The 17,567-nt window shown below is 59.1% G+C and carries 18 protein-coding genes; 2 read left to right on the top strand and 16 right to left on the bottom strand.

What is annotated here, in order from left to right; all coding sequences use genetic code 11:
- Nucleotides 1-90 precede the first annotated feature (90 nt).
- Both MRX98_RS08410 and MRX98_RS08405 read left to right on the top strand, forming a co-directional pair.
- Entirely contained in the window at nucleotides 91-1,743 is a 1,653-nt protein-coding gene (locus tag MRX98_RS08410) for an FAD-dependent oxidoreductase (protein WP_246905424.1), read from the top strand.
- A 30-nt stretch (nucleotides 1,744-1,773) separates the two neighbouring features.
- The gene (locus MRX98_RS08405) at nucleotides 1,774-1,974 is read left to right on the top strand and encodes a cold-shock protein (RefSeq protein WP_246905422.1); all 201 of its coding nucleotides are present in this window, start codon (nucleotides 1,774-1,776) and stop codon (nucleotides 1,972-1,974) included.
- Between the two features lie 7 nt (nucleotides 1,975-1,981).
- On the opposite strand, the gene aroQ is transcribed toward MRX98_RS08405, so the two are convergent.
- The 16 genes from aroQ to gspF all read right to left on the bottom strand — a co-directional run bounded on the left by aroQ (nucleotide 1,982) and on the right by gspF (nucleotide 17,532).
- Nucleotides 1,982-2,455: a type II 3-dehydroquinate dehydratase gene (aroQ, locus tag MRX98_RS08400; protein ID WP_246905419.1), complete on the bottom strand. Its 474-nt coding sequence runs from the start codon at nucleotides 2,453-2,455 to the stop codon at nucleotides 1,982-1,984.
- Nucleotides 2,456-2,465: 10 nt separating this feature from the next.
- Nucleotides 2,466-3,125, bottom strand: coding sequence for a ribulose-phosphate 3-epimerase (rpe, locus tag MRX98_RS08395; protein WP_246905408.1), 660 nt, complete (start codon nucleotides 3,123-3,125; stop codon nucleotides 2,466-2,468).
- Between the two features lie 25 nt (nucleotides 3,126-3,150).
- Complete coding sequence (locus MRX98_RS08390) at nucleotides 3,151-4,095, bottom strand: tetratricopeptide repeat protein (RefSeq protein WP_246905402.1); 945 nt, start codon at nucleotides 4,093-4,095, stop codon at nucleotides 3,151-3,153.
- 1 nt (nucleotide 4,096) lies between these two features.
- Entirely contained in the window at nucleotides 4,097-4,516 is a 420-nt protein-coding gene (gene yidD / locus MRX98_RS08385) for a membrane protein insertion efficiency factor YidD (protein ID WP_246905399.1), read from the bottom strand.
- A 50-nt stretch (nucleotides 4,517-4,566) separates the two neighbouring features.
- The gene (gspE, locus tag MRX98_RS08380) at nucleotides 4,567-6,294 is read right to left on the bottom strand and encodes a type II secretion system ATPase GspE (protein ID WP_246905386.1); all 1,728 of its coding nucleotides are present in this window, start codon (nucleotides 6,292-6,294) and stop codon (nucleotides 4,567-4,569) included.
- Between the two features lie 4 nt (nucleotides 6,295-6,298).
- Nucleotides 6,299-8,632: a type II secretion system secretin GspD gene (gene gspD / locus MRX98_RS08375; protein WP_246905384.1), complete on the bottom strand. Its 2,334-nt coding sequence runs from the start codon at nucleotides 8,630-8,632 to the stop codon at nucleotides 6,299-6,301.
- Between the two features lie 174 nt (nucleotides 8,633-8,806).
- Complete coding sequence (gene gspC / locus MRX98_RS08370) at nucleotides 8,807-9,691, bottom strand: type II secretion system protein GspC (protein ID WP_246905371.1); 885 nt, start codon at nucleotides 9,689-9,691, stop codon at nucleotides 8,807-8,809.
- 4 nt (nucleotides 9,692-9,695) lie between these two features.
- Nucleotides 9,696-10,568, bottom strand: a complete 873-nt coding sequence (gene gspN / locus MRX98_RS08365) for a type II secretion system protein GspN (RefSeq protein WP_246905368.1) — start codon at nucleotides 10,566-10,568, stop codon at nucleotides 9,696-9,698.
- A gap of 40 nt (nucleotides 10,569-10,608) precedes the next feature.
- Nucleotides 10,609-11,181, bottom strand: coding sequence for a type II secretion system protein GspM (gene gspM / locus MRX98_RS08360; RefSeq protein ID WP_246905365.1), 573 nt, complete (start codon nucleotides 11,179-11,181; stop codon nucleotides 10,609-10,611).
- On the bottom strand, nucleotides 11,178-12,620 hold the full coding sequence (gspL, locus tag MRX98_RS08355; RefSeq protein WP_246905351.1) for a type II secretion system protein GspL: 1,443 nt from the start codon (nucleotides 12,618-12,620) through the stop codon (nucleotides 11,178-11,180). Before gspL ends, gspM begins: the two co-directional genes overlap by 4 nt.
- A gap of 124 nt (nucleotides 12,621-12,744) precedes the next feature.
- A complete protein-coding gene (gene gspK / locus MRX98_RS08350; RefSeq protein WP_246905347.1) occupies nucleotides 12,745-13,866 on the bottom strand; it encodes a type II secretion system minor pseudopilin GspK in 1,122 nt (373 codons plus the stop codon).
- 5 nt (nucleotides 13,867-13,871) lie between these two features.
- The gene (locus MRX98_RS08345) at nucleotides 13,872-14,579 is read right to left on the bottom strand and encodes a prepilin-type N-terminal cleavage/methylation domain-containing protein (protein ID WP_246905345.1); all 708 of its coding nucleotides are present in this window, start codon (nucleotides 14,577-14,579) and stop codon (nucleotides 13,872-13,874) included.
- Entirely contained in the window at nucleotides 14,569-15,000 is a 432-nt protein-coding gene (locus MRX98_RS08340; RefSeq protein WP_246905343.1) for a type IV pilus modification PilV family protein, read from the bottom strand. Before MRX98_RS08340 ends, MRX98_RS08345 begins: the two co-directional genes overlap by 11 nt.
- Nucleotides 14,985-15,542 carry a pilus assembly FimT family protein gene (locus MRX98_RS08335; RefSeq protein ID WP_246905341.1) on the bottom strand — a complete coding sequence of 186 codons (558 nt, stop codon included), beginning with the start codon at nucleotides 15,540-15,542 and terminating at the stop codon, nucleotides 14,985-14,987. Before MRX98_RS08335 ends, MRX98_RS08340 begins: the two co-directional genes overlap by 16 nt.
- A 179-nt stretch (nucleotides 15,543-15,721) precedes the next feature.
- Nucleotides 15,722-16,168 carry a type II secretion system major pseudopilin GspG gene (gspG, locus tag MRX98_RS08330; protein ID WP_246905335.1) on the bottom strand — a complete coding sequence of 149 codons (447 nt, stop codon included), beginning with the start codon at nucleotides 16,166-16,168 and terminating at the stop codon, nucleotides 15,722-15,724.
- Between the two features lie 131 nt (nucleotides 16,169-16,299).
- Nucleotides 16,300-17,532, bottom strand: a complete 1,233-nt coding sequence (gene gspF, locus MRX98_RS08325) for a type II secretion system inner membrane protein GspF (RefSeq protein WP_246905333.1) — start codon at nucleotides 17,530-17,532, stop codon at nucleotides 16,300-16,302.
- Nucleotides 17,533-17,567: the final 35 nt, after the last annotated feature.

Here is a 17,567-nt window from a genome sequence, read left to right as displayed (position 1 = left end):
GGTTTGGCTTACAGGTTGACAAGATTCACCAACAACCCCATTATATCCCTGATTTCATTTAAAACGCGCAGACAGGGAAGGAGATCGATGATGGCATCGGGACCGGAACACAACCATGAGATGGACAGAGGGGCTCAGGAAGCACTGGTACGGCAGCTGCGCCAGACCTTCGCCGGCTTGCCCAACCAGATACCGCTGTTTCTTTTTTCCCAACGCGGCAAGGACGACGTCTTTGTCGACGCGAGCCGCCAGGTGATACGGGCTTTCCGGGAGTTGACCGACAAGATCACCCTCAAGGAATACCATCTGAATCACGAACTGGCCGCCAAATGGGGGGTGGAGAGCTCGCCGACCCTGCTGATCGATCCGGATCGGTATCAAATCCGATGGTTGGGGGCACCCATGGGCGAGGAGGGACGTTCTTTCCTCGAAGCAATGATGCTGTTGGGCATGGGCAAGAGCGACCTGAGCGATCAATCGATGAAGGTGATCGAGCGGCTGGACGGCCCGCGGCAGATCAAGATTTTCGTAAGCCCTTCCTGCCCCTATTGCCCGCAACAGGTGGTCAACGGGCTCAAGGCGGCCATCGAGCGGCCCGACCTGATTTCCCTGGAAATCATCGATATCCAGTGCCGGCCCGACCTGGCCGAGCAGTACAATGCCCACAGCGTTCCCCAGGCCTACGCCAACGACATGTTGATCGGTCAAGGTGCGCAGCAGGAGGAGGTGTTCCTCTCGTCCTTGCTCAAACTGGAGCCCCAGACCATTTTCATTCCCGAGAGCACCGATAAGGTGGTGGAGACCGACGTGGTCATCGTGGGAGGGGGACCGGCCGGCTTGACCGCGGGGATCTACACCGAGCGCAGCGGCCTCAAGACCGCCGTTGTCGAGCGGGACGCCTTGGGCGGCCAGGTGGCGTTGACGCCCGTAGTGGAGAACTATCCCGGTTTTACCACGGTGGGCGGCAAAACACTGGTGGACATTATGGTCAACCACGCACTGCAGTATGTGCAGATTTTCCAGGGTGAGTCGGTGCTGGACATTCGCCCCGGCGATCCCATGGAGGTGATGACCACGCGGCGCAAATTTTTGACCAAAACCGTGTTGCTGGCCACCGGTGCGAGCCACAAGCATCTGGGGGTGCCGGGCGAGCAGCGGTTTTCCGGTCGGGGTGTCAGCTATTGCGCCACCTGCGACGGCCCCTTGTTCAAAAGGCGTAAGGTGATCATGGTGGGCGGCGGCAATTCGGCGGTCACCGAAGCGCTATACCTGCAGCACATGGGCGCCGACGTAACCCTGGTGCACCGGCGGGACGCGCTGCGGGCCCAGGATGTGCTGGCCAACCAACTGGCGGCCAATGGAATCCCAGTCCTGTGGGATACCGAAGTGCACGCCATCGAAGGCGAGGAGCGGGTGCAGCGGGTGATCCTGCGCAACAACAAAACCGGCGAGCGGACGGAGATGGCCGTGGAAGGTGTGTTCATTGCGATCGGCTATGCGCCCGCAGTTGATTTGGCCGAGAAAATCGGTGTGGCCGTGAATGCGGACGGCTACATCCAGCACGACGGCTTTCACCGCACCAATGTGCCCGGCATTTACTCGGCCGGCGATGTGGAGGGCGGCTACAAGCAGATCGTCACCGCCACGGGGCAAGGCGCAGCGGCGGCCATGACCATATTCGAGGACTTGATCAATCCCTACTGGAAACAGCACAAGGAGTGGCGCAAAGCCAAGGCGTCATGAGAATGGGGGATGTGTCGACGGGAGGTGTGGATGCCGAAGGGTGTGGTGCGAAGCTTCAACGAAGAGAATGGGTATGGGTTCATCGATAGCGAGGATGGCGGCACCTTGTTCGTCCATTACAAGGAGATTCTAATGGATGGGTTTCGCACGCTGAAAAAGGGCGAACAGGTGACCTTCGAGATGGTGGCTGGCAGCCGGGGCCCCGAAGCGGTCCAGGTGCGCAAGGTTTAGACTGTTTTTAGACCGTTGTCGATGGAGCGGTGCCGATGATGTCCACCAATGCGCGGAGGGCCAGGTAGTAGCCATTGACCCCCAGGCCGACGATCTGGCCCGTGGCCACATCGGCCAGCAGGGATTTGTGACGAAACGGTTCCCGTCGGTGGATGTTGGAAAGGTGCACCTCGATAATGGGCACCTTGAGCGCCAACAGGGCATCGCGGATGGCGATGCTGGTGTGGGTGTAGGCCGCGGGGTTGATGATGATGCCGTCCACCTGGTCCGCGGCTTCCTGGATGCGATCAACGATGGCCCCTTCGTGGTTGGATTGAAACGTGAGCACTTCAACCGCCCACCGGTGGCCCAGGTTTCGGAGTTTGGCGTCGATTTCGGCCAGTCCCGTTCGGCCGTAAATCTCCGGCTCTCTTTGGCCCAACAGATTGAGGTTGGGGCCATGGATCGTTAGAATCGTTGCCTGTCGAGGTGTGTCGCTCACCCTGCCTCCCTTAATCGCCCGGATCGGCGTTCTTGAGACGGGCAATGCTCTGTCGGTAGTCCGCCGTGCCGAAGATGGCCGATCCGGCCACCAAGACATCGGCGCCGGCGGCGATTACGGCGCCGGCGGTTCGCCCATTGACACCGCCGTCCACCTCAATCAGCGCCTTGGCCTCCCGGACGGCGAGCAGGGCGCGTAACCGATCGATCTTGTCCAGACTGCCGGGGATGAAGGCCTGCCCCCCGAATCCCGGATTGACACTCATGATTAGCACCAGATCCAGGTCATCCAGGATCCACTCCAGCGTATTCAATGAGGTGCCCGGGTTGACAACGGCGCCCGCTTTGACCCCCTGATCGCGGATCAGATGAATGGTGCGGTGCAGGTGGGGCGTGGTTTCCACCTGGACAGTGATATAATCGGCGCCGGCTTTGGCGAAATCTTCGATAAAGCGGTCCGGGTTGGCGATCATCAAATGGACATCCAGGGGCAGCGTTGTCACCCGGCGCACGGCCGACACAACGAGCGGTCCCATGGTGATGTTGGGCACGAAGTGACCATCCATTACATCGATGTGAATCCAATCGGCACCGGCGGCCTCCACGGCACGAATCTCTTCACCCAATTGCGCGAAATCAGCGGACAGAATAGAAGGGGCGATCAGGGGCATCACGAAAACTCCTGCCTGTTCAAGGTTAAAAAGGGATCTGCCAACGAACCCTCAGGCCATTGCCGGCGGTGTGCCGGCGATGCGCGTCGTCCAAGCCGCTTCCCCATATCACTTGATGCTTGAGGTGGTCAACGAAACCTTCCTCCACGGCTCGGTTGTACTTGTGCGCACTGCTGATGGCGCTGTAAATGTTGCCGGTGTAAAAGCCGATGCCCACTACGGTCAATAGCCCACCGAGGACGTTCAGGTCGTTGTCGAAGGACTCGTAGGCCGCCCAGAAAAGACCGCCGTTGACGAGAAATGCGGAAAGGGCGTCCTGATAGCGACCGACATAGAGCTGACCGGCGCCGGGCAGGATCGATAGCGCGCCCGCCAGAGAGGGGTTCTTGCCTGGCAGGTGATCGGCAGTGTCAAGTGCCGACACGATGCGATCCACCTGATGGCGTTGCCGGCCCGGCTCGGTGATGCGTGCCAAGGCCCGTCGGCCGCCTTGCCAATCCAGCTGCTCGATATGAATCCAGCCGATGCGCAAATGGGCGCGATCCTTGACCGATGGATCGTCGGTCAGTAAAATCAGGTTGTTGAGCTGAAGCACCGCCTGGTTGGGATCGTTGCGCTGCAAGTGGCATTCGGCCGTCAGCAGGTAGGCATCCACGGCCGCTGCATCCAATGGTTCCCGTTCCGTCAGAGGGCGCAGGACTTGCAATGCGCTGCCGCCGTCGCCGGCCAAAAGATGGGCTTCGGCGGCTTTCAATCGTACTCGGTCCAGGTCCGGATCACCAGGGAAAAAGAAGGTGTAACGGATATACTCCTCGGCCGCTCGCCGGTACTGCCCCTGGTTGAACAGGTGCTCGGCAAAAGCCAGTTGCTGCCGGCTGTCTATGATTCGCTCCGCCGCGTGGAGAACGGATGCCGGGATCGGCAGGCACAATCCCAGCAGCAATGCCGCCAACAGGAGTCGATGTTTCATGTCAGCGGTTGTCCCACCAGAAAATGTTGGCGGAGAGGGGGTCGTGGGCATGGACTGCGCCATCGATGCGCACCTTCGGTGCCAGCCGGGTTTCGTCCCGGCCGCAGCGCAACAGCCGGTCGCTGGTCAACACCCAGCCCGTCAACAGGCCCTTTTCGGCGAAGGCCTGGCGGGCATAATGGGAGCAGGTGGGGTACATGGGACATCGTTCGCCATCGGCACGGGAGACGAAGTCCAGCAACACCCTCAAGGGGGATCGGTCCGGTCGCAAGGTGTGTTTGGTGGTCAGTCTGTCGTCGGCAGCGGCGGCCGGTGCGATGGGCGTTTGATCGGCTTGCACAAGCGGCGGCAGCAAAAGAACAAACACCACCAGAGTGGTGAAGATCCGCAAGTGTGTCATCCGTCGGGCGAAAAGCAACATGCCGTTTTATTCCATAGGCCGGCGGTCAGGGGGCAACCGGCGCAGCGGTACTATTTTTGGGTGACCCGCACCACCTCTTCGATGGTGGTGATGCCGCGCAACACCTTTTCCAGTCCATCGCGGCGCAGGGTGACCATGCCGTGCTTGAGCGCTTCCTGTTTGATCTGGTAAGCGTCGTAGGTTTTTTGCACCAGCGTTTTGAGCTGTTGCCCCATTATCATGATCTCATATATGCCGATGCGGCCGCGATAGCCGGTATTGAAGCATTGATCGCACCCTTTGGCCCGGTAGAAGGTGTATTTGCGCAGCCGGTCGGGACGCAATCCGAGGGCTTGCAACGCCATGTCCGGTTTGTACGATTCCTTGCAATGTTCGCACAGGACCCGCACCAGCCGTTGGGCGATCACCGCCAATATCGAAGAGGAGATCAGAAACGGCTCCACGCCGATGTCCACCAGCCGGGTGATGGCACTGGCCGAGTCGTTGGTATGGAGCGTGGAAAAGACCAGATGGCCGGTCAGGGCCGACTGCACGGCGATTTCGGCCGTCTCCCGGTCGCGGATTTCACCCACCAGGATAACATCCGGATCCTGGCGCACAATGGATCGCAGGCCCCGTGCGAAGGTCAACTCGATCTTGGGGTTGACCTGGATTTGACTGATGCCTTTGAGTTGGTACTCCACCGGATCCTCGATGGTGATGATATTGATGTCCGGGGTGTTGATGGAAGCCAGTACCGAGTACAGGGTGGTGGTTTTGCCGCTGCCGGTGGGGCCGGTGACCAGGATGATACCGTTGGGCGAGTGCACCAGCTCCTTCATTATCTTCATTTGAGCGGGCGAAAGTCCGATTTCGTTCAGATTGAAGATGGAGCTGGACTTGTTCAGCAGCCGCATCACCACGCGTTCGCCGAAGGTGGTGGGCAGGGTGGAGACACGCACATCGATCATCTGGCTGCCGATTCTCACCTCCAGGCGTCCGTCCTGCGGCAGCCGCTTCTCGGCGATGTTGAGTTTGGCCATCACTTTGATGCGCGACGTCAAAGCCGGTTGAATCCATTTGGGTGGCGACAGCAGGTCGTAAAGAATGCCGTCCACACGGTAGCGCACCTTGAAACTGTCTTGATAGGGCTCGATGTGGACATCGCTGGCGCGGGCTTTGATCGACTGGGAAAGGATGTGGTTGACCAGCTTGATGATGGGCGCGTCGCTGGTGTCGTCCAGCAAGTCGGCCGTATCCTCGATCTGGCTGATGATGTCGCTTTCGTCCTCCATGTCTTGCACCAGTTGGGCGGCCGAATCCTGGTTCAGGTCGAAAGCCAGGTTGATGACCCCCAGAATGGCTTGTTTGGAGGAGAGCACCAGCTTGTATTGCTCGAGGCCCAGAATGCGACTCAGATCATCCACGGCGTTGAAGTTGGCCGGATCGTTGATGGCCACAATATGGACCTGCTTGCCCGGCGTATCGTCGGACTGTTCGGTGGCGGCCGGATCGGGCACCGCCAGGGGTACGATATGGTGCCGTTTTAGAAATTGGATGGAGATTCTCTTGGCGAAGTCGTTGCCCATGATGTTCTCCATGGGCAACTCGGGCCAGAACGGGATGCCGTACTGCACGCTGAGCGCTTCGAGCAGTTGGGTTTCGGAAATCACCTGGCGTTGCACCAGGATGTCCCCCAACCGTCCGCCTTTTTCCTGTTGGATGTGTTGGGCATCCGCCAGCGAATCTTCCGGCAGGGCGAATTGATGTTTGAGGATGTGGGCCAGTTCCATGGGCATGTCGCTACAGTTTGATGAGAATCGGATCGTGCCGGGACGCCCGGAGTTGCCGGATGGTGGCTTCGGCATCGTTGGGGGTCGCGAAGTAGCCGATGCGCAATCGGTACCAGGTTTCGCCTTCGATTTCCGAGCGCACGATATAGGCGGCATGCCCTTCGGCGATCAGGGCATCGAGCAGTTTGCCGGCCTGCTCCCGGTTTTGCACCGAGGCCACTTGAAGGGTGAACCCTTCCACATTGGAATTGCCGGTGCGGGTGGACTGTTCCACCGCAGCCGTCGGAACGGTGCCGGCGTCGGCGGTAGGGTTTGCGCGGGATGGTTCGCCGCGACCGACGTTTCCGCCCTCGGGAACGGCGCCGGACGTTACCACACGGTCGGCGGCCGCCGTTTCTGAAGTATCCGCGGGCGCTGCGCTCTGGGGGCCCGGGATTTGAAGGGTTTCGGCCGGGGGCATGTTCTGATCGCTATTGTAGAGCTTGATGTTCTCTTCCAGGGCACCGTCGATTTGTTGCCGTTTGCGGGTCGAAACGCGGGCGGCTTCCTCGTTGTCCTGGATCACCCTGGGGGTCAGAAAGACATAGAGATTGGATTTTTCGAAGTTGGAGGCCCGGGAGCTGAACAGGGCGCCGAAACCGGGGATGTCCCCCAGGCAGGGCACCTTGTAGCGGGCGGCGTCCTCGTTGTCATCGATCAGGCCGCCCAGCACCACCGAGTGGCCGTCCTGGACGATGGCGGTGGTTTCGATGGTGCGCTTGAGGGTGGTGGGCCGGGTGGTGGCCACCCCTTCCAGGGCGGTCACCTCCAGGGAGATCAGCAGGCGCACCATGCGGTCTTTGCTGATTTGGGGTGTGATCTTCAGGCTTTTGCCCACATCGCGGTATTCGAAGGAGTTGAAGATTTCGGTGCCCGTGGTGCTGGCGGTGGCCGTGGTCTGGAAAGGCACGTTCTTGCCGACGTAGATGCGGGCTTCCTGGTTGTCCGTGGTCAGGATCTGGGGCGTGGAGAGGATGCGCACGTCCCGGTCCTTGCTGTAGGCCTGCACCATTGCGGAAATACTGGGAAAGGTGAAGCCGCTGATTTCCAGGAATTCGCCGAAAATACCGAAGGACATACCACTGGGCAGATTGGGGATCACCGATCCGGCTGTGAGTCCCTGGCCAAAGGTGACCAAGGGGTCTTCACCGCGAAAGCCGCCGCCGTAGATGCCGTCCTTGCCCTTGTAGGAGGTTTCGGCCCCGATGGTCCACTCGGTGCCCAGACGGAAATCCTTGTTGACGTTGACTTCCATGATCAGCGCCTCGATGTAAACCATGGCGCGCGGGATGTCGATTTTGCGAATGATCGACTCGAGGACCATGTACTCTTCCATATCGGCCACGATGATCAAACTGTTGGTGGGCTTGTCGGCCGTGATGCGCACCCGGCTGGAGACCACCGGCGCCACCGGACGTCCCTCCTCGTCGACGGTTTCACCGCCGCGTTGCAAAATTTCCTGGAGCACTTTGACCATATCTTCCGAAGAGGCGTGCTCCAGGTAGTAGACATTGATGTTGCCTTGCCCCTTGGGCGCCTCCTTGTCCAGGCTGCGCACCAACTGACGGATGTTGTCGATGTCCCCTTCGCTGGCCAGAACGATCAAAGTGTTGGTCCGGTCGTCGGCCACGAAGACGATGTCTTTTTCCGAGGCACCCCGTTCCCGTGCGGCGCGGAAAATCGATTCCAGCATGGTCACCAATTTGGCGGCGCTGGCGTTCTGCACCGGAATAAGGGCGATTTGCTGCCCCACGCCGGTGATGTCGATGGCCTTGAGAATTTGCAGCAGGCGAACGATATTGGAGTGCACATCGGTGATGATCAGGGTGTTGGTGGGCGGGTAGGCCTGGATCACGCTGTTGCGGGAGACCAGGGGCGTGAACAGGTTTTTGATTTCGTTGGGGTCGGCATAGCGCAGGGGCACGATCTGGGTGATCACATTGTCGCCCGGCCGCCCCGATTCCTCTTCGATGCGGGTTTTGATGCTTTTGGCCCGCGCTTCGGGGGCCGGCACGATCTTGGTGACCGCTCCGGAGGGTACGGTGGTGAAGCCGTTGACCTCCAGCACCGATTCGAAAACCCGATAGGCTTCGGCAACGGTGATGCGGCCGGGGGAGATCACCGTGACACGGCCCCGCACCTTGTCGTCGATGATGAAATTCTTTTTGGTCAGATCGCTGATGAACTTGACGAACACGGCCAGGTCCACGTTGTTGAAATCGATGGAGACCAGTTGATCGCCGCCGGCAGGCCCGGGGGCGGTGTCCGCGCCGGAGGGTTGCGCGGCGGCGATTGTGGCGGCCATCAGGAGGCAGGCTCCGATCAGCAGGAACCCGGTCACCAGACCAAGTGGAGTGCGAAAGGCAAGTCTCATAGGAATCCGTCTAATCTCTTTGGTGCTTGTATTTGGCCCGTGGAAGTTTGCAGGCCGCATCGAAGCATGCGTCCAGTGGTTGTCGATTCATTTTCAAATGCCGCGTCAACGCAGGTTGTAAGTGATGTTGCGTTCCTGACCGCGCCGCATAAGTTGCAATTGGACCTCGTCCGACGACCGCAGGTCGTTGTACAGTTGCATGGCATCCTCCATGGATTGGATCTGCTGGCCGTTGACGCCCAGCAAAACATCGCCGTTGCGCAAACCCATGCGCCGGAAAATGGAGTTCGGCCGGATGTTGTTGAAGGCCAATCCCTCGGGCCGCCCATCCTGCATATAGGGAGTGATGGCCACCTCGGACATGAGCCGGTTGACATCCTGGAAAGCGTCTTCGATCATGGCGCGTTGCAAGGTGATGCGCTGTTCCATGGCCGGGGCCGTCGAGACCATTGGTGCGGGACTCCCTCGACCGGCCAGCATGGGGGTGCCGCCACCGCTGGTGCCCGGCTCTTCCATGGCCAGCACCTCATCGCGGTTTTCCACGTTCAGAACCACCTTTTCCCGCAGGATCATTTTGACCGTTGCGTTCTGGATGGTATCGCCGATGCGGTAGAGACTTTGCTCCCTTTTCTGGGTGTCTTCGATTACGGCGTAAGTGTTTTCGGTATCGCCGGATACCGTGCCCCAAAGCTTGAGTTGGAGCTGGGTTTCTTCCAGCCCCTCCAGGCTGACATCCTCGCCGGAGGGTTGGTCGGTGGCGGCGACCTTGCTGGTTTGGAACAGATCCCGTTCCAGGATGGGGGTGTAATGGGCCAAGGGCGGCGCTTGTTGGGTCTCTTGTATACGTTGACTGTCGGCGGTCGATTCCACGGCCTGCGGCGGCGACTGCACTTGCAGCGCCAGCACCTTGTAGAAGGTGTTCACCACCCAGTATGCACCCAGGGTGAGCAGCGCCAGGTTGACGAGAATGGTGATCCGTTGAATGGTCATGAGCTTAGCGTACCACATAATTGGGTTTGGCCAGTGTGCCGGCGATCCGAATGATGACCCCCCGCTGTTGTGCGGCTGAAGATGCCAGCAAGGCCCCGATCATCGTGTTCTTCTGTTCGGCGACAAATCCCGGTTGGGGCTTGACCGTGCAGGACAGATTCAGACGGCTCTCCTGAAGCGGGAGCCGGAACACCACCGATCCGGTGATGCGCGCCTCGAGCTGGGCCCCGGTGGCGTCGATCTGCTTTATCTGCAGCATTCTGGGCGTCACGATCAGATCCGATTGGATACGGGTGAAGTCCAACTGCTCCAAACCCATCAAAGGTGTTGTGAAATGGACACGCACCGGTGAAAGGTCGATGTTCACGTCGGCCGTTCCGCCGGGGCCCTTGTGTGTATCGAAGTCGACAAAGGTGGTCAGCATGCCGGCCACGGCCACTTGGGAGATCTGTTTGAGCAGTGCGATGTTTTCGATGGGAAGTTGGGTCACATTCAAAGTGCCGCTGATTTTCTGCCGGGGCGCCTCCTGCAGCATGCGCACATATCCTTCAAGGCCGCCGCCGCCTTGGATCGATCCATTGTAGGCGACCTGCTTTTCATTGCCCAGCAAGGAGGTCAGCTTCGGCAGAAACTTGACTTGGTGCAGGGAGAGGACCTGCGTCCCGGCATAGGATAGGGACAGGGGAAACATTTTCAGGCCCGGCGGAAAGGACGGTCGCACCTCGTCGATGCGTACATCCACCGCAGGGTGGCTTTGACGGACTTGGGCGACGACGAGGTCCCGTACAACAGCCGATGGGAACAACAGGTAGAGGAACAGTCCAACGGCCAGAAGGGCGTAGATGCCGTAGAGAAGAATTCTGCTGGTGCGTTTCATGATGGGCACACCTGTTTCGCCTTGATCGGTCGCATGGTCATCATAATTGGAACGTTTCCGCTTGCAGGATGACGTTGATCAAATCCTGTTCCTTCTCACCGCGCGAGAGCGAAATACGCCTTATCCAAACGGCGTGTGGAGCGGTCTCCACGCCGTGCAGAAAAGCGATCAGCTGTTCCATGGTCAATCCATCGATCCGAAGTTCCACCAAGGACAGGGAGTAGGGGCTGCCCTTGAGGTTGGTTGTCGATGGCCGCATATGGACGATGTTTTGCTTGATGCCGCCTTGGCCCGCCAAGTTGTCGAGAAATGAAAAGAGGGTGAAGCCCCGGGGACGCTCTTTCAACCGGGTTTCGGTGGCGAAGGCCGTTTGCGACCCGACTCGGTGCTCGGCGGCCAAAATTTGCATCTCCTGCAGTGCACGGGTTTGGCTGACGATTTGTTGTTGCAGCCGTGTTCTGCGATCCAGGGGCGGGAAAATGATCAGCTGGAAGAAAAGAAAGATCCCCAAGGCCACTCCTGCCGCGATCAAGGCGATCTTGTCGCGCCGTTGCAGGTTGATTGGCAGAGCGTAGGATCGAAATGGCAGCAGTTTGAGTGAGAAAAAAGTCATAGTTCCAGTTTCAGGCTGAAGCGCACCTTGTTTCCCGATCGGTCCATGTTGGCCGATGCGATGGTTACCTGTTTGAATAGACCCTTCTGTTCCAGGTGGTTCTTGACCTCATCCACGACGTTGAATCCGGTGGTTTCACCGGCCACCGTCAGATCATCGCTGCCCAGGACCAGGCGATTGAAGAGCACATCCAGCTCTTTGGGAATGGAGGTGCTGAGTTGCTGCAGAATGTCCACGGTGCGCACCTGGGGGATCGCCTGGCCGGCATCGATGTTGCCACCCTGGGCGCCTCTAATCTCGCTCTTCATTTGGTTCAGGGCGTCGCCTACCCGTCGGCTGCCCGGGAAGGTGGCCGCGAAAATTTCCTCCATCCGATGGTGGATATGGTCCAGGCGTTTTTGCAGCAGGTGGTTTTCCAGCAGGACGCCTCCCATGCCCAGCAGCAGCACGATGCCGAGCACGATGGCCGGACCCCGCACATAGGGGCGATAGGTGGTCCAGTAGTTTTTGAATACCGACCGGGTGCGATGAAAATTGGGGCAGTTTCGCCCTTCGGCCTCGACCAGGGCCAAGGCCAAGGCGCCGTTCATAACGCAGGGGCGCCACTGGGTCGTTTCGGCCATGTCCAGTTTGTGGACCATGGTGCGCAGGTCGACGGTCTGGGATGGAATTTCCATGGCTTGGATCAGGCGTGCCGCCGCCGCTTCGTCATCCAGGGCGGGGCCGTTGAGATACACCGTAGTGGGTGCGAATCCGTTTGGTTGGCGGTCGGCGAAGGCGGTCAGGGTTTGCCGGATTTTCAGGGTTAGCATTTCCACCCCGGCCTCGGTGCCGACGTCGGAGGCGAGACAGCGCGCCAGCGCGATTTTGCCGTTGACCAGGGTGAACAAGGTCGTTTTGGTGAGCCCCACATTCAGCAGCAACGCATGCTCGGGTAACCCCTGATCATGATGGGTCAGGCAGAGTGCCGAGGCGAAATCGCCCGGCACCACCAACTGGGGAGCGATCCGGGCCTCGGTCATTGTAGCCATGATGTTTTCGAGTTCCCGGCGTTCAATGGCAATGGTGAGCAATCCCGTCGATTCGCCCTCCCAAGCCTTCTGGTAGTCGATCACCAGGTCATCCACCGGCACAGGCAAGGTCGGCTCCAGTTCGAAGGGCAGAATCTGGCGGATCTTCTTGTCCTCATTGAAAGGCACGCTGATGGTGCGAAAAAGGGCGTGATCGGCCGGAAGACCGATCACGGCGCCGGCATGGTCGAATGCCAGTTGCCGGCGCAATTCGGTCAGAGCGTTCAGCAACGGATCCTGATTTGCCTCCGACGTCACCAGTGGGATTTCGGCACATCCCTCGATCACGTTGGTTTTCAGGCCCGTGGTCAACAGCACCCCGACAATGGAGGTGGCACGAATGTCGATGGCGATGATTTGTCGGCTCATGCCGGTCCTTCAGTTTGCATCAGGCAATTCGAGTGACGGGCCGCGTGGATATCAGCGGCACGTTTATTGTGCAAATACAGATCGTTGTGAAGCCAACTTTTTTGATCTGACGCTTCAGAATATCCTATTCTGTCTCCCATTTCAAGACCTTACATTGCCATGGGTCCATTTCCGAGGGCTTGATACGCTCGACGACCGCTGTGGTCGTCAGCCGCACGCCGTTGATTTCGGCGCCGGCGATGATTCGGAAAATGTCGCTGGATACCGTCAACAGTCCGGGATCGATGGTGGCCCCGGCCATGCCGGGTACCTGTTTGTACCAATCCTGGCGGGTCAGGTCGTTGGTGAAGACCGACCCGCTGGTGGCCTCGCGGTGTTCGATCAGCAGCGGGGCGAATTCGGCGTACTCGAAAGGCAACATGGCGGTCAGCACGGGCAGCTCGGCGGTGTTGATGTTGATTTTGCCGGGAAAAGTGAACTGTTGGTCGCCGATCTTCTCTGCGCCGAAGACGGTCAAGTATTGGCTCAGGCCGCCGATGCCGGCCATTCCATGATACATTTCAGGGGTGACCCCTTTGACCAGTAGCAGTTCCGACAAGTGATCCAGGGGGCCGTTCTTGGCTTCGTAGGGCGGGTCCAGGGTTTGATAATAGTCCGATTCGGCGCCGCTCAACTCCGTGATATTGTCGTCCGCGTCCAACCAATCCTTCAATGCGTGAATGAGTGTCAACATATCGTCGTGCTGCAGTTCCTCATCGGCGGCGATGGCCAATTGCGCGAACCGCTCCCACAGCAGGCGGTGGGAATCGTTGAAGTTCCCGCCGTCCGGGAATTGGACCAAGGCGTTGATTTGAATCTTGCCCATCTCGTCGATGATGGCCACCTCCAGCTTGCCGGCTTCAAAAGGGAAGGTTTCCACGATGGCCGCCATGGTTTCGGCATCGGCCCAATCCTCCTGCAGCGAGACGCTTTCCGTTTCCTGTCGATCCTTGAGCAGAACCGCCATGGCGATGTGGACGCCCGAGGCGGCCATCTGTTGCAAAGTGATCCGATCCCGGGTGACCGCAGCGCCGATCATGTTATTGCGTTCTGTGATATGCAATTCAAGTGCCACGCTGACAACCACCAACATGGTCGCCAAGGCCAGGATAACCGCGATGCCGCGTCGGCCTTCGTCGCCTTTTCCGATCAGACGGATGTTGCGCGGATCGAGCCACCTGCGCATCCGCTGGATTGTCGATTGCATCGCGATCACCGCCTTCTTGAAATGGATCGGACCATCGGCAAATCCACTTCCGTTACGAAGGTGTAGGACATCTGTTCGTCGCCCAAAGTCAATTCGATCCCCACGGCCCGGGGTGTGCTGTGTTCGTACAGGTCGGACTCCGAATTCCACTCTTCCGTGTCGCGCCCCTCTTTGTCGAAATAGACCACTTTGAAAGAGAGCACTTGTTCGCAAATGACCGGATCGGTGGGCGAAGGCGTGAAGTCGTCATAAGGGAAGAGGTTGTCGGCGCGGCGCAGAATACGTTCGCCTTCCGTTTTCATTTCGGGATAGTAGACAATCCGGGCGATGCCCTCACGCGGTTGCCGGCCGATGGGCAGATGGGCCAGGGATGTGAAGCGCAGGCGCGAGAACAGTTCGCCCCCCAGATATTCGGTGCCGCCTTCCACACGATAGGGGTCCGGTGGATCATCCATATCGGGTGCCTTGTAACGGGGTTCCCGGGCGACATGGATCGCCTTCAGGTCGGTCGCCATGCGCACCAGGCACGCGCTGGCCATCTCATGTAGGTCGCTGGCGGCACCTACGCGGTCGGCACTCGAGAAAACGCCGCCGAAGGTGCCGAATACCAACCCCATGACGATGGAGAATATGAAGATGGCCGCCAGGATTTCCAACAAGGTGAAACCCCGGGAGCACCGGCGGTCGATGGTGTGGGACGCTTCAATCCACATAAAAACGATAGGTCCTCAGGGTGTAGCGCCGGATCTCGTCCCGGGTGATCTCCAGGTCGAGACGGATAAGGTGGTGCTTCGGGTTCTTGATCAAGTCCGACTGGGCATCTTCGATTTGCAGGGACCAGGCGTACCCGGGCAAATCCTGACCGAAGTCGCCGGATCCACCGGCCGCCAAGGAAAGACCTTGGCGTTCGATTTCCGATAATTTCTGCTGCGCCAGCATGGGTGCCAGGGTGTAGAAACGGGTGTCGTCGCTCATGCGGAAAGTGTCGCTTTGCAGTCGGTAAATACTGGTCAGCGCCACGGTCAGGATGGTTAACGCCACCAGCACCTCGATCAAGGTGAACCCCCCGCTGTTTGCCGGCCGCGTGAGCGTGGCGGCCGGTTCTGATGGATGCCGGATCAGTAGGAGGGCCATCCTTCCAACCACCTCACTTTGGGCAGCAACGGTTCCACCTGGAAGGTGAAACGTTGCGAATTATTTATGGTGTAATGAATCATTGCCTGATCCGAGAAACCGGCCGGGTGAAAATGGATTTCCACCGTTCCCGGCGTCATGCTGTCCTGTTCGGGGAACTGAACATTCACCAAACGAATGGAGCCTCCGGGCTTGAAGGCCTTGTCCGGGGCCGCGGCCAAGGCCTCCTCTTCCATTGCGGTGTGTACGACCCACATGCGGTTGTCGTCTAAATCGACCACCAGGGTATGCACGTTTTGGGTCTCGATGGCCGCGGTGCGCAAGGCTCGCGTGGTGTGAGTGATCCAGCGTGTAAGCTGCTTTTGCGGATCCTGCAGGATACCGGTGTCGAACCGCGGGATGGTGACCGAGAGCAGGATGGTGATCAACAACATCACCACCAGCAGTTCGATCATGGTAAAACCGCTGAGATGCGAACCGCGATCATCCGGGGCGGGTCGACCACCCTGGCGATCAGAGATGGCGTGGAAGGTCATCGGCATGCTTCCAACCCGGGTATCAGTGGCATATGAATTCAAGTGGGCGCCGTTGCGATCATAAGTTCCGGCGCAATGACGGGGACCTACCGGCGAGGCGCATGGCGCAGGAGACGATTTTGAACGGGTGGTGAATGGTCGCCGGTCCTCATCGGCCATCGCTTGCAGCGTGTTGCGCCAACGGCCTACCCGTCCAGCTCCCAGCTGGTGATATCCTTGTTGTAACCGTCGCCACCGGGTTGTCCGTCCGCTCCGTAGGAGACCAGGTCGAAGTCGCCGTGGGCTCCGGGCGATAGGTAAACGTAGTCGTTGCCCCAAGGATCCTTGGGAACCTGGTTGCGTTCCAAATAACCGCCCTGGCGCCAGTTCCGAGGCACATTGCCGGTTTGGGGAGGGGATATCAGTGCCTGCAGGCCCTGTTCCGTGCTGGGATAGACGCCGTTGTCCAATTTATACATGTTCAGCGCGGATATGAGACTCTCGATTTGGATTCTGGCCGCGCTGACTTTGGCGTCGTCGGTGCGTCCGATGACCCGTGGTCCGACGATACCGATCAGCAACCCCAGTATAAGAATCACCACCAGCAGTTCGATGAGTGTAAAGCCCTTGTTGTTAATGGTCTGGTTTTTCATTGCCTTGTTTCGCCTCCCTTGCCCTTGACCTGTCATCATCCGTGCGATTGTGCATGTCCATTGCGATCCTCACTGCGAAGCCTGGCGCAGTATAGGCGGAATCGATTTGACTTTCAAGCCTTTCCGGTGCTTCAGCGGATCATCTGGTTCATCTCGAAGATGGGCAGGCAAATGGCCAGCACAATGAAAAGCACCACCACGGCCATGACCAGGAGCATCACCGGCTCGATCAGCGCGGACATTCGCATTGCGCTGTTTTCCACCTCCTTTTCGAAAACATCGGCCACCTTGGCCAGCATCTCCTCCAAATTGCCGCTCTGCTCCCCCACTTGGATCATTTGAATCGCCATGGGAGGGAAGGTTTCGCCGGCGCCGAGGGTTTTTCCCAGGCCCTGGCCTTTGCCCACCTCCGTCGATGCGTTGGCAACGGCCTGGGCGATGCGCACATTGCCCACAATGTTTTCCACAATGCCCAAGGCCGGCAGCATGGAGACGCCGTTGTCCAACAGCGACCCCAGTGTGCGCGCGAAACGGGCGGCGGCCAACTTGCGCACCAGTTCGCCGATCAATGGCAGGCGCAGGATGATGGTGTCCAGCCGCTCCCGCCCCTTCGGTGTGTTGCGCATGGCGCGCAAAACCAACAAAAAGCCGATGCACAGCAGCACCAGAACCCACCAGTAGGATTGCATGAAGTCGCTGATGGACAACAGAATCCGGGTGGGCAGGGGCAGCGCTTGTTTCATGTTGTCGAACATGGACATGATTTTAGGGGTGACATACATCAACATGAATGTGACCACCAGCACACTGGTCATCAAGATCAGCAGCGGGTAGATCATGGCGGTGACGAGCCGGTTTTTCAACGCTTCGTACTTTTCCATGATCTCCGCCAGTCGCGCCAGGACGATTTCCAGGGTGCCGGAAGATTCTCCCGATGCCACCATATTGATGTAGATCGGCGTGAAGACCCGTGGATATTTTTTTAGCGCATCGGCAAAGGAGCTTCCCTCGGTCACCGAGGCCTTGATGCCGGCGATGGTTTTTTTCAGCGCCGGGGTGGTGATTTGGGCCATGAGCGAATCGAAAGCGGCCACCAGAGGAAAACCGGCGCCGATCAGGGTGGAAAGCTGGCGCGTCATGATGGCCGTTTCCGCCGGTCGGATACGGCTGAAAAACCGGGAAAGGTCCAGACGCTGCTTTTCGGCCCCTTCATGGAGCAGGGCGCTTTTGACTTCGCGCAGACTTACCGGAAACTTGCCTTCGGCCCTGATTTTCTGCCGTGCCGCAGCGGCACCATCGGCATCGATGATGCCCGTGACGGTTTTGCCTTTGCCATCCAGCGCGGTGTAGTCATAAACAGGCATCGCGGTCACCCTTCAGCGGCGGTGCATGTGTCGCA

Source organism: Desulfatitalea alkaliphila, assembly GCF_022968795.1.
Taxonomy (GTDB): Bacteria; Desulfobacterota; Desulfobacteria; order Desulfobacterales; family Desulfosarcinaceae; genus Desulfatitalea; species Desulfatitalea alkaliphila.
Note: the sequence above shows the minus strand (reverse complement) of the source record. Positions and strands in the feature narration are given on the sequence as shown.

Excerpts from the sequence above, each read along its gene's own strand:
- MRX98_RS08410 (WP_246905424.1), top strand. The coding sequence starts at position 91 with ATGGCATCGGGACCGGAACACAACCATGAGATGGACAGAGGGGCTCAG.
- MRX98_RS08405 (WP_246905422.1), top strand. The coding sequence starts at position 1,774 with ATGCCGAAGGGTGTGGTGCGAAGCTTCAACGAAGAGAATGGGTATGGG.
- rpe (WP_246905408.1), bottom strand. The coding sequence starts at position 3,125 with ATGCCCCTGATCGCCCCTTCTATTCTGTCCGCTGATTTCGCGCAATTG.
- MRX98_RS08390 (WP_246905402.1), bottom strand. The coding sequence starts at position 4,095 with ATGAAACATCGACTCCTGTTGGCGGCATTGCTGCTGGGATTGTGCCTG.
- yidD (WP_246905399.1), bottom strand. The coding sequence starts at position 4,516 with ATGTTGCTTTTCGCCCGACGGATGACACACTTGCGGATCTTCACCACT.
- gspE (WP_246905386.1), bottom strand. The coding sequence starts at position 6,294 with ATGCCCATGGAACTGGCCCACATCCTCAAACATCAATTCGCCCTGCCG.
- gspD (WP_246905384.1), bottom strand. The coding sequence starts at position 8,632 with ATGGCCGCCACAATCGCCGCCGCGCAACCCTCCGGCGCGGACACCGCC.
- gspC (WP_246905371.1), bottom strand. The coding sequence starts at position 9,691 with ATGACCATTCAACGGATCACCATTCTCGTCAACCTGGCGCTGCTCACC.
- gspN (WP_246905368.1), bottom strand. The coding sequence starts at position 10,568 with ATGAAACGCACCAGCAGAATTCTTCTCTACGGCATCTACGCCCTTCTG.
- gspM (WP_246905365.1), bottom strand. The coding sequence starts at position 11,181 with ATGACTTTTTTCTCACTCAAACTGCTGCCATTTCGATCCTACGCTCTG.
- gspL (WP_246905351.1), bottom strand. The coding sequence starts at position 12,620 with ATGAGCCGACAAATCATCGCCATCGACATTCGTGCCACCTCCATTGTC.
- gspK (WP_246905347.1), bottom strand. The coding sequence starts at position 13,866 with ATGCAATCGACAATCCAGCGGATGCGCAGGTGGCTCGATCCGCGCAAC.
- MRX98_RS08345 (WP_246905345.1), bottom strand. The coding sequence starts at position 14,579 with ATGTGGATTGAAGCGTCCCACACCATCGACCGCCGGTGCTCCCGGGGT.
- MRX98_RS08340 (WP_246905343.1), bottom strand. The coding sequence starts at position 15,000 with ATGGCCCTCCTACTGATCCGGCATCCATCAGAACCGGCCGCCACGCTC.
- MRX98_RS08335 (WP_246905341.1), bottom strand. The coding sequence starts at position 15,542 with ATGCCGATGACCTTCCACGCCATCTCTGATCGCCAGGGTGGTCGACCC.
- gspG (WP_246905335.1), bottom strand. The coding sequence starts at position 16,168 with ATGAAAAACCAGACCATTAACAACAAGGGCTTTACACTCATCGAACTG.
- gspF (WP_246905333.1), bottom strand. The coding sequence starts at position 17,532 with ATGCCTGTTTATGACTACACCGCGCTGGATGGCAAAGGCAAAACCGTC.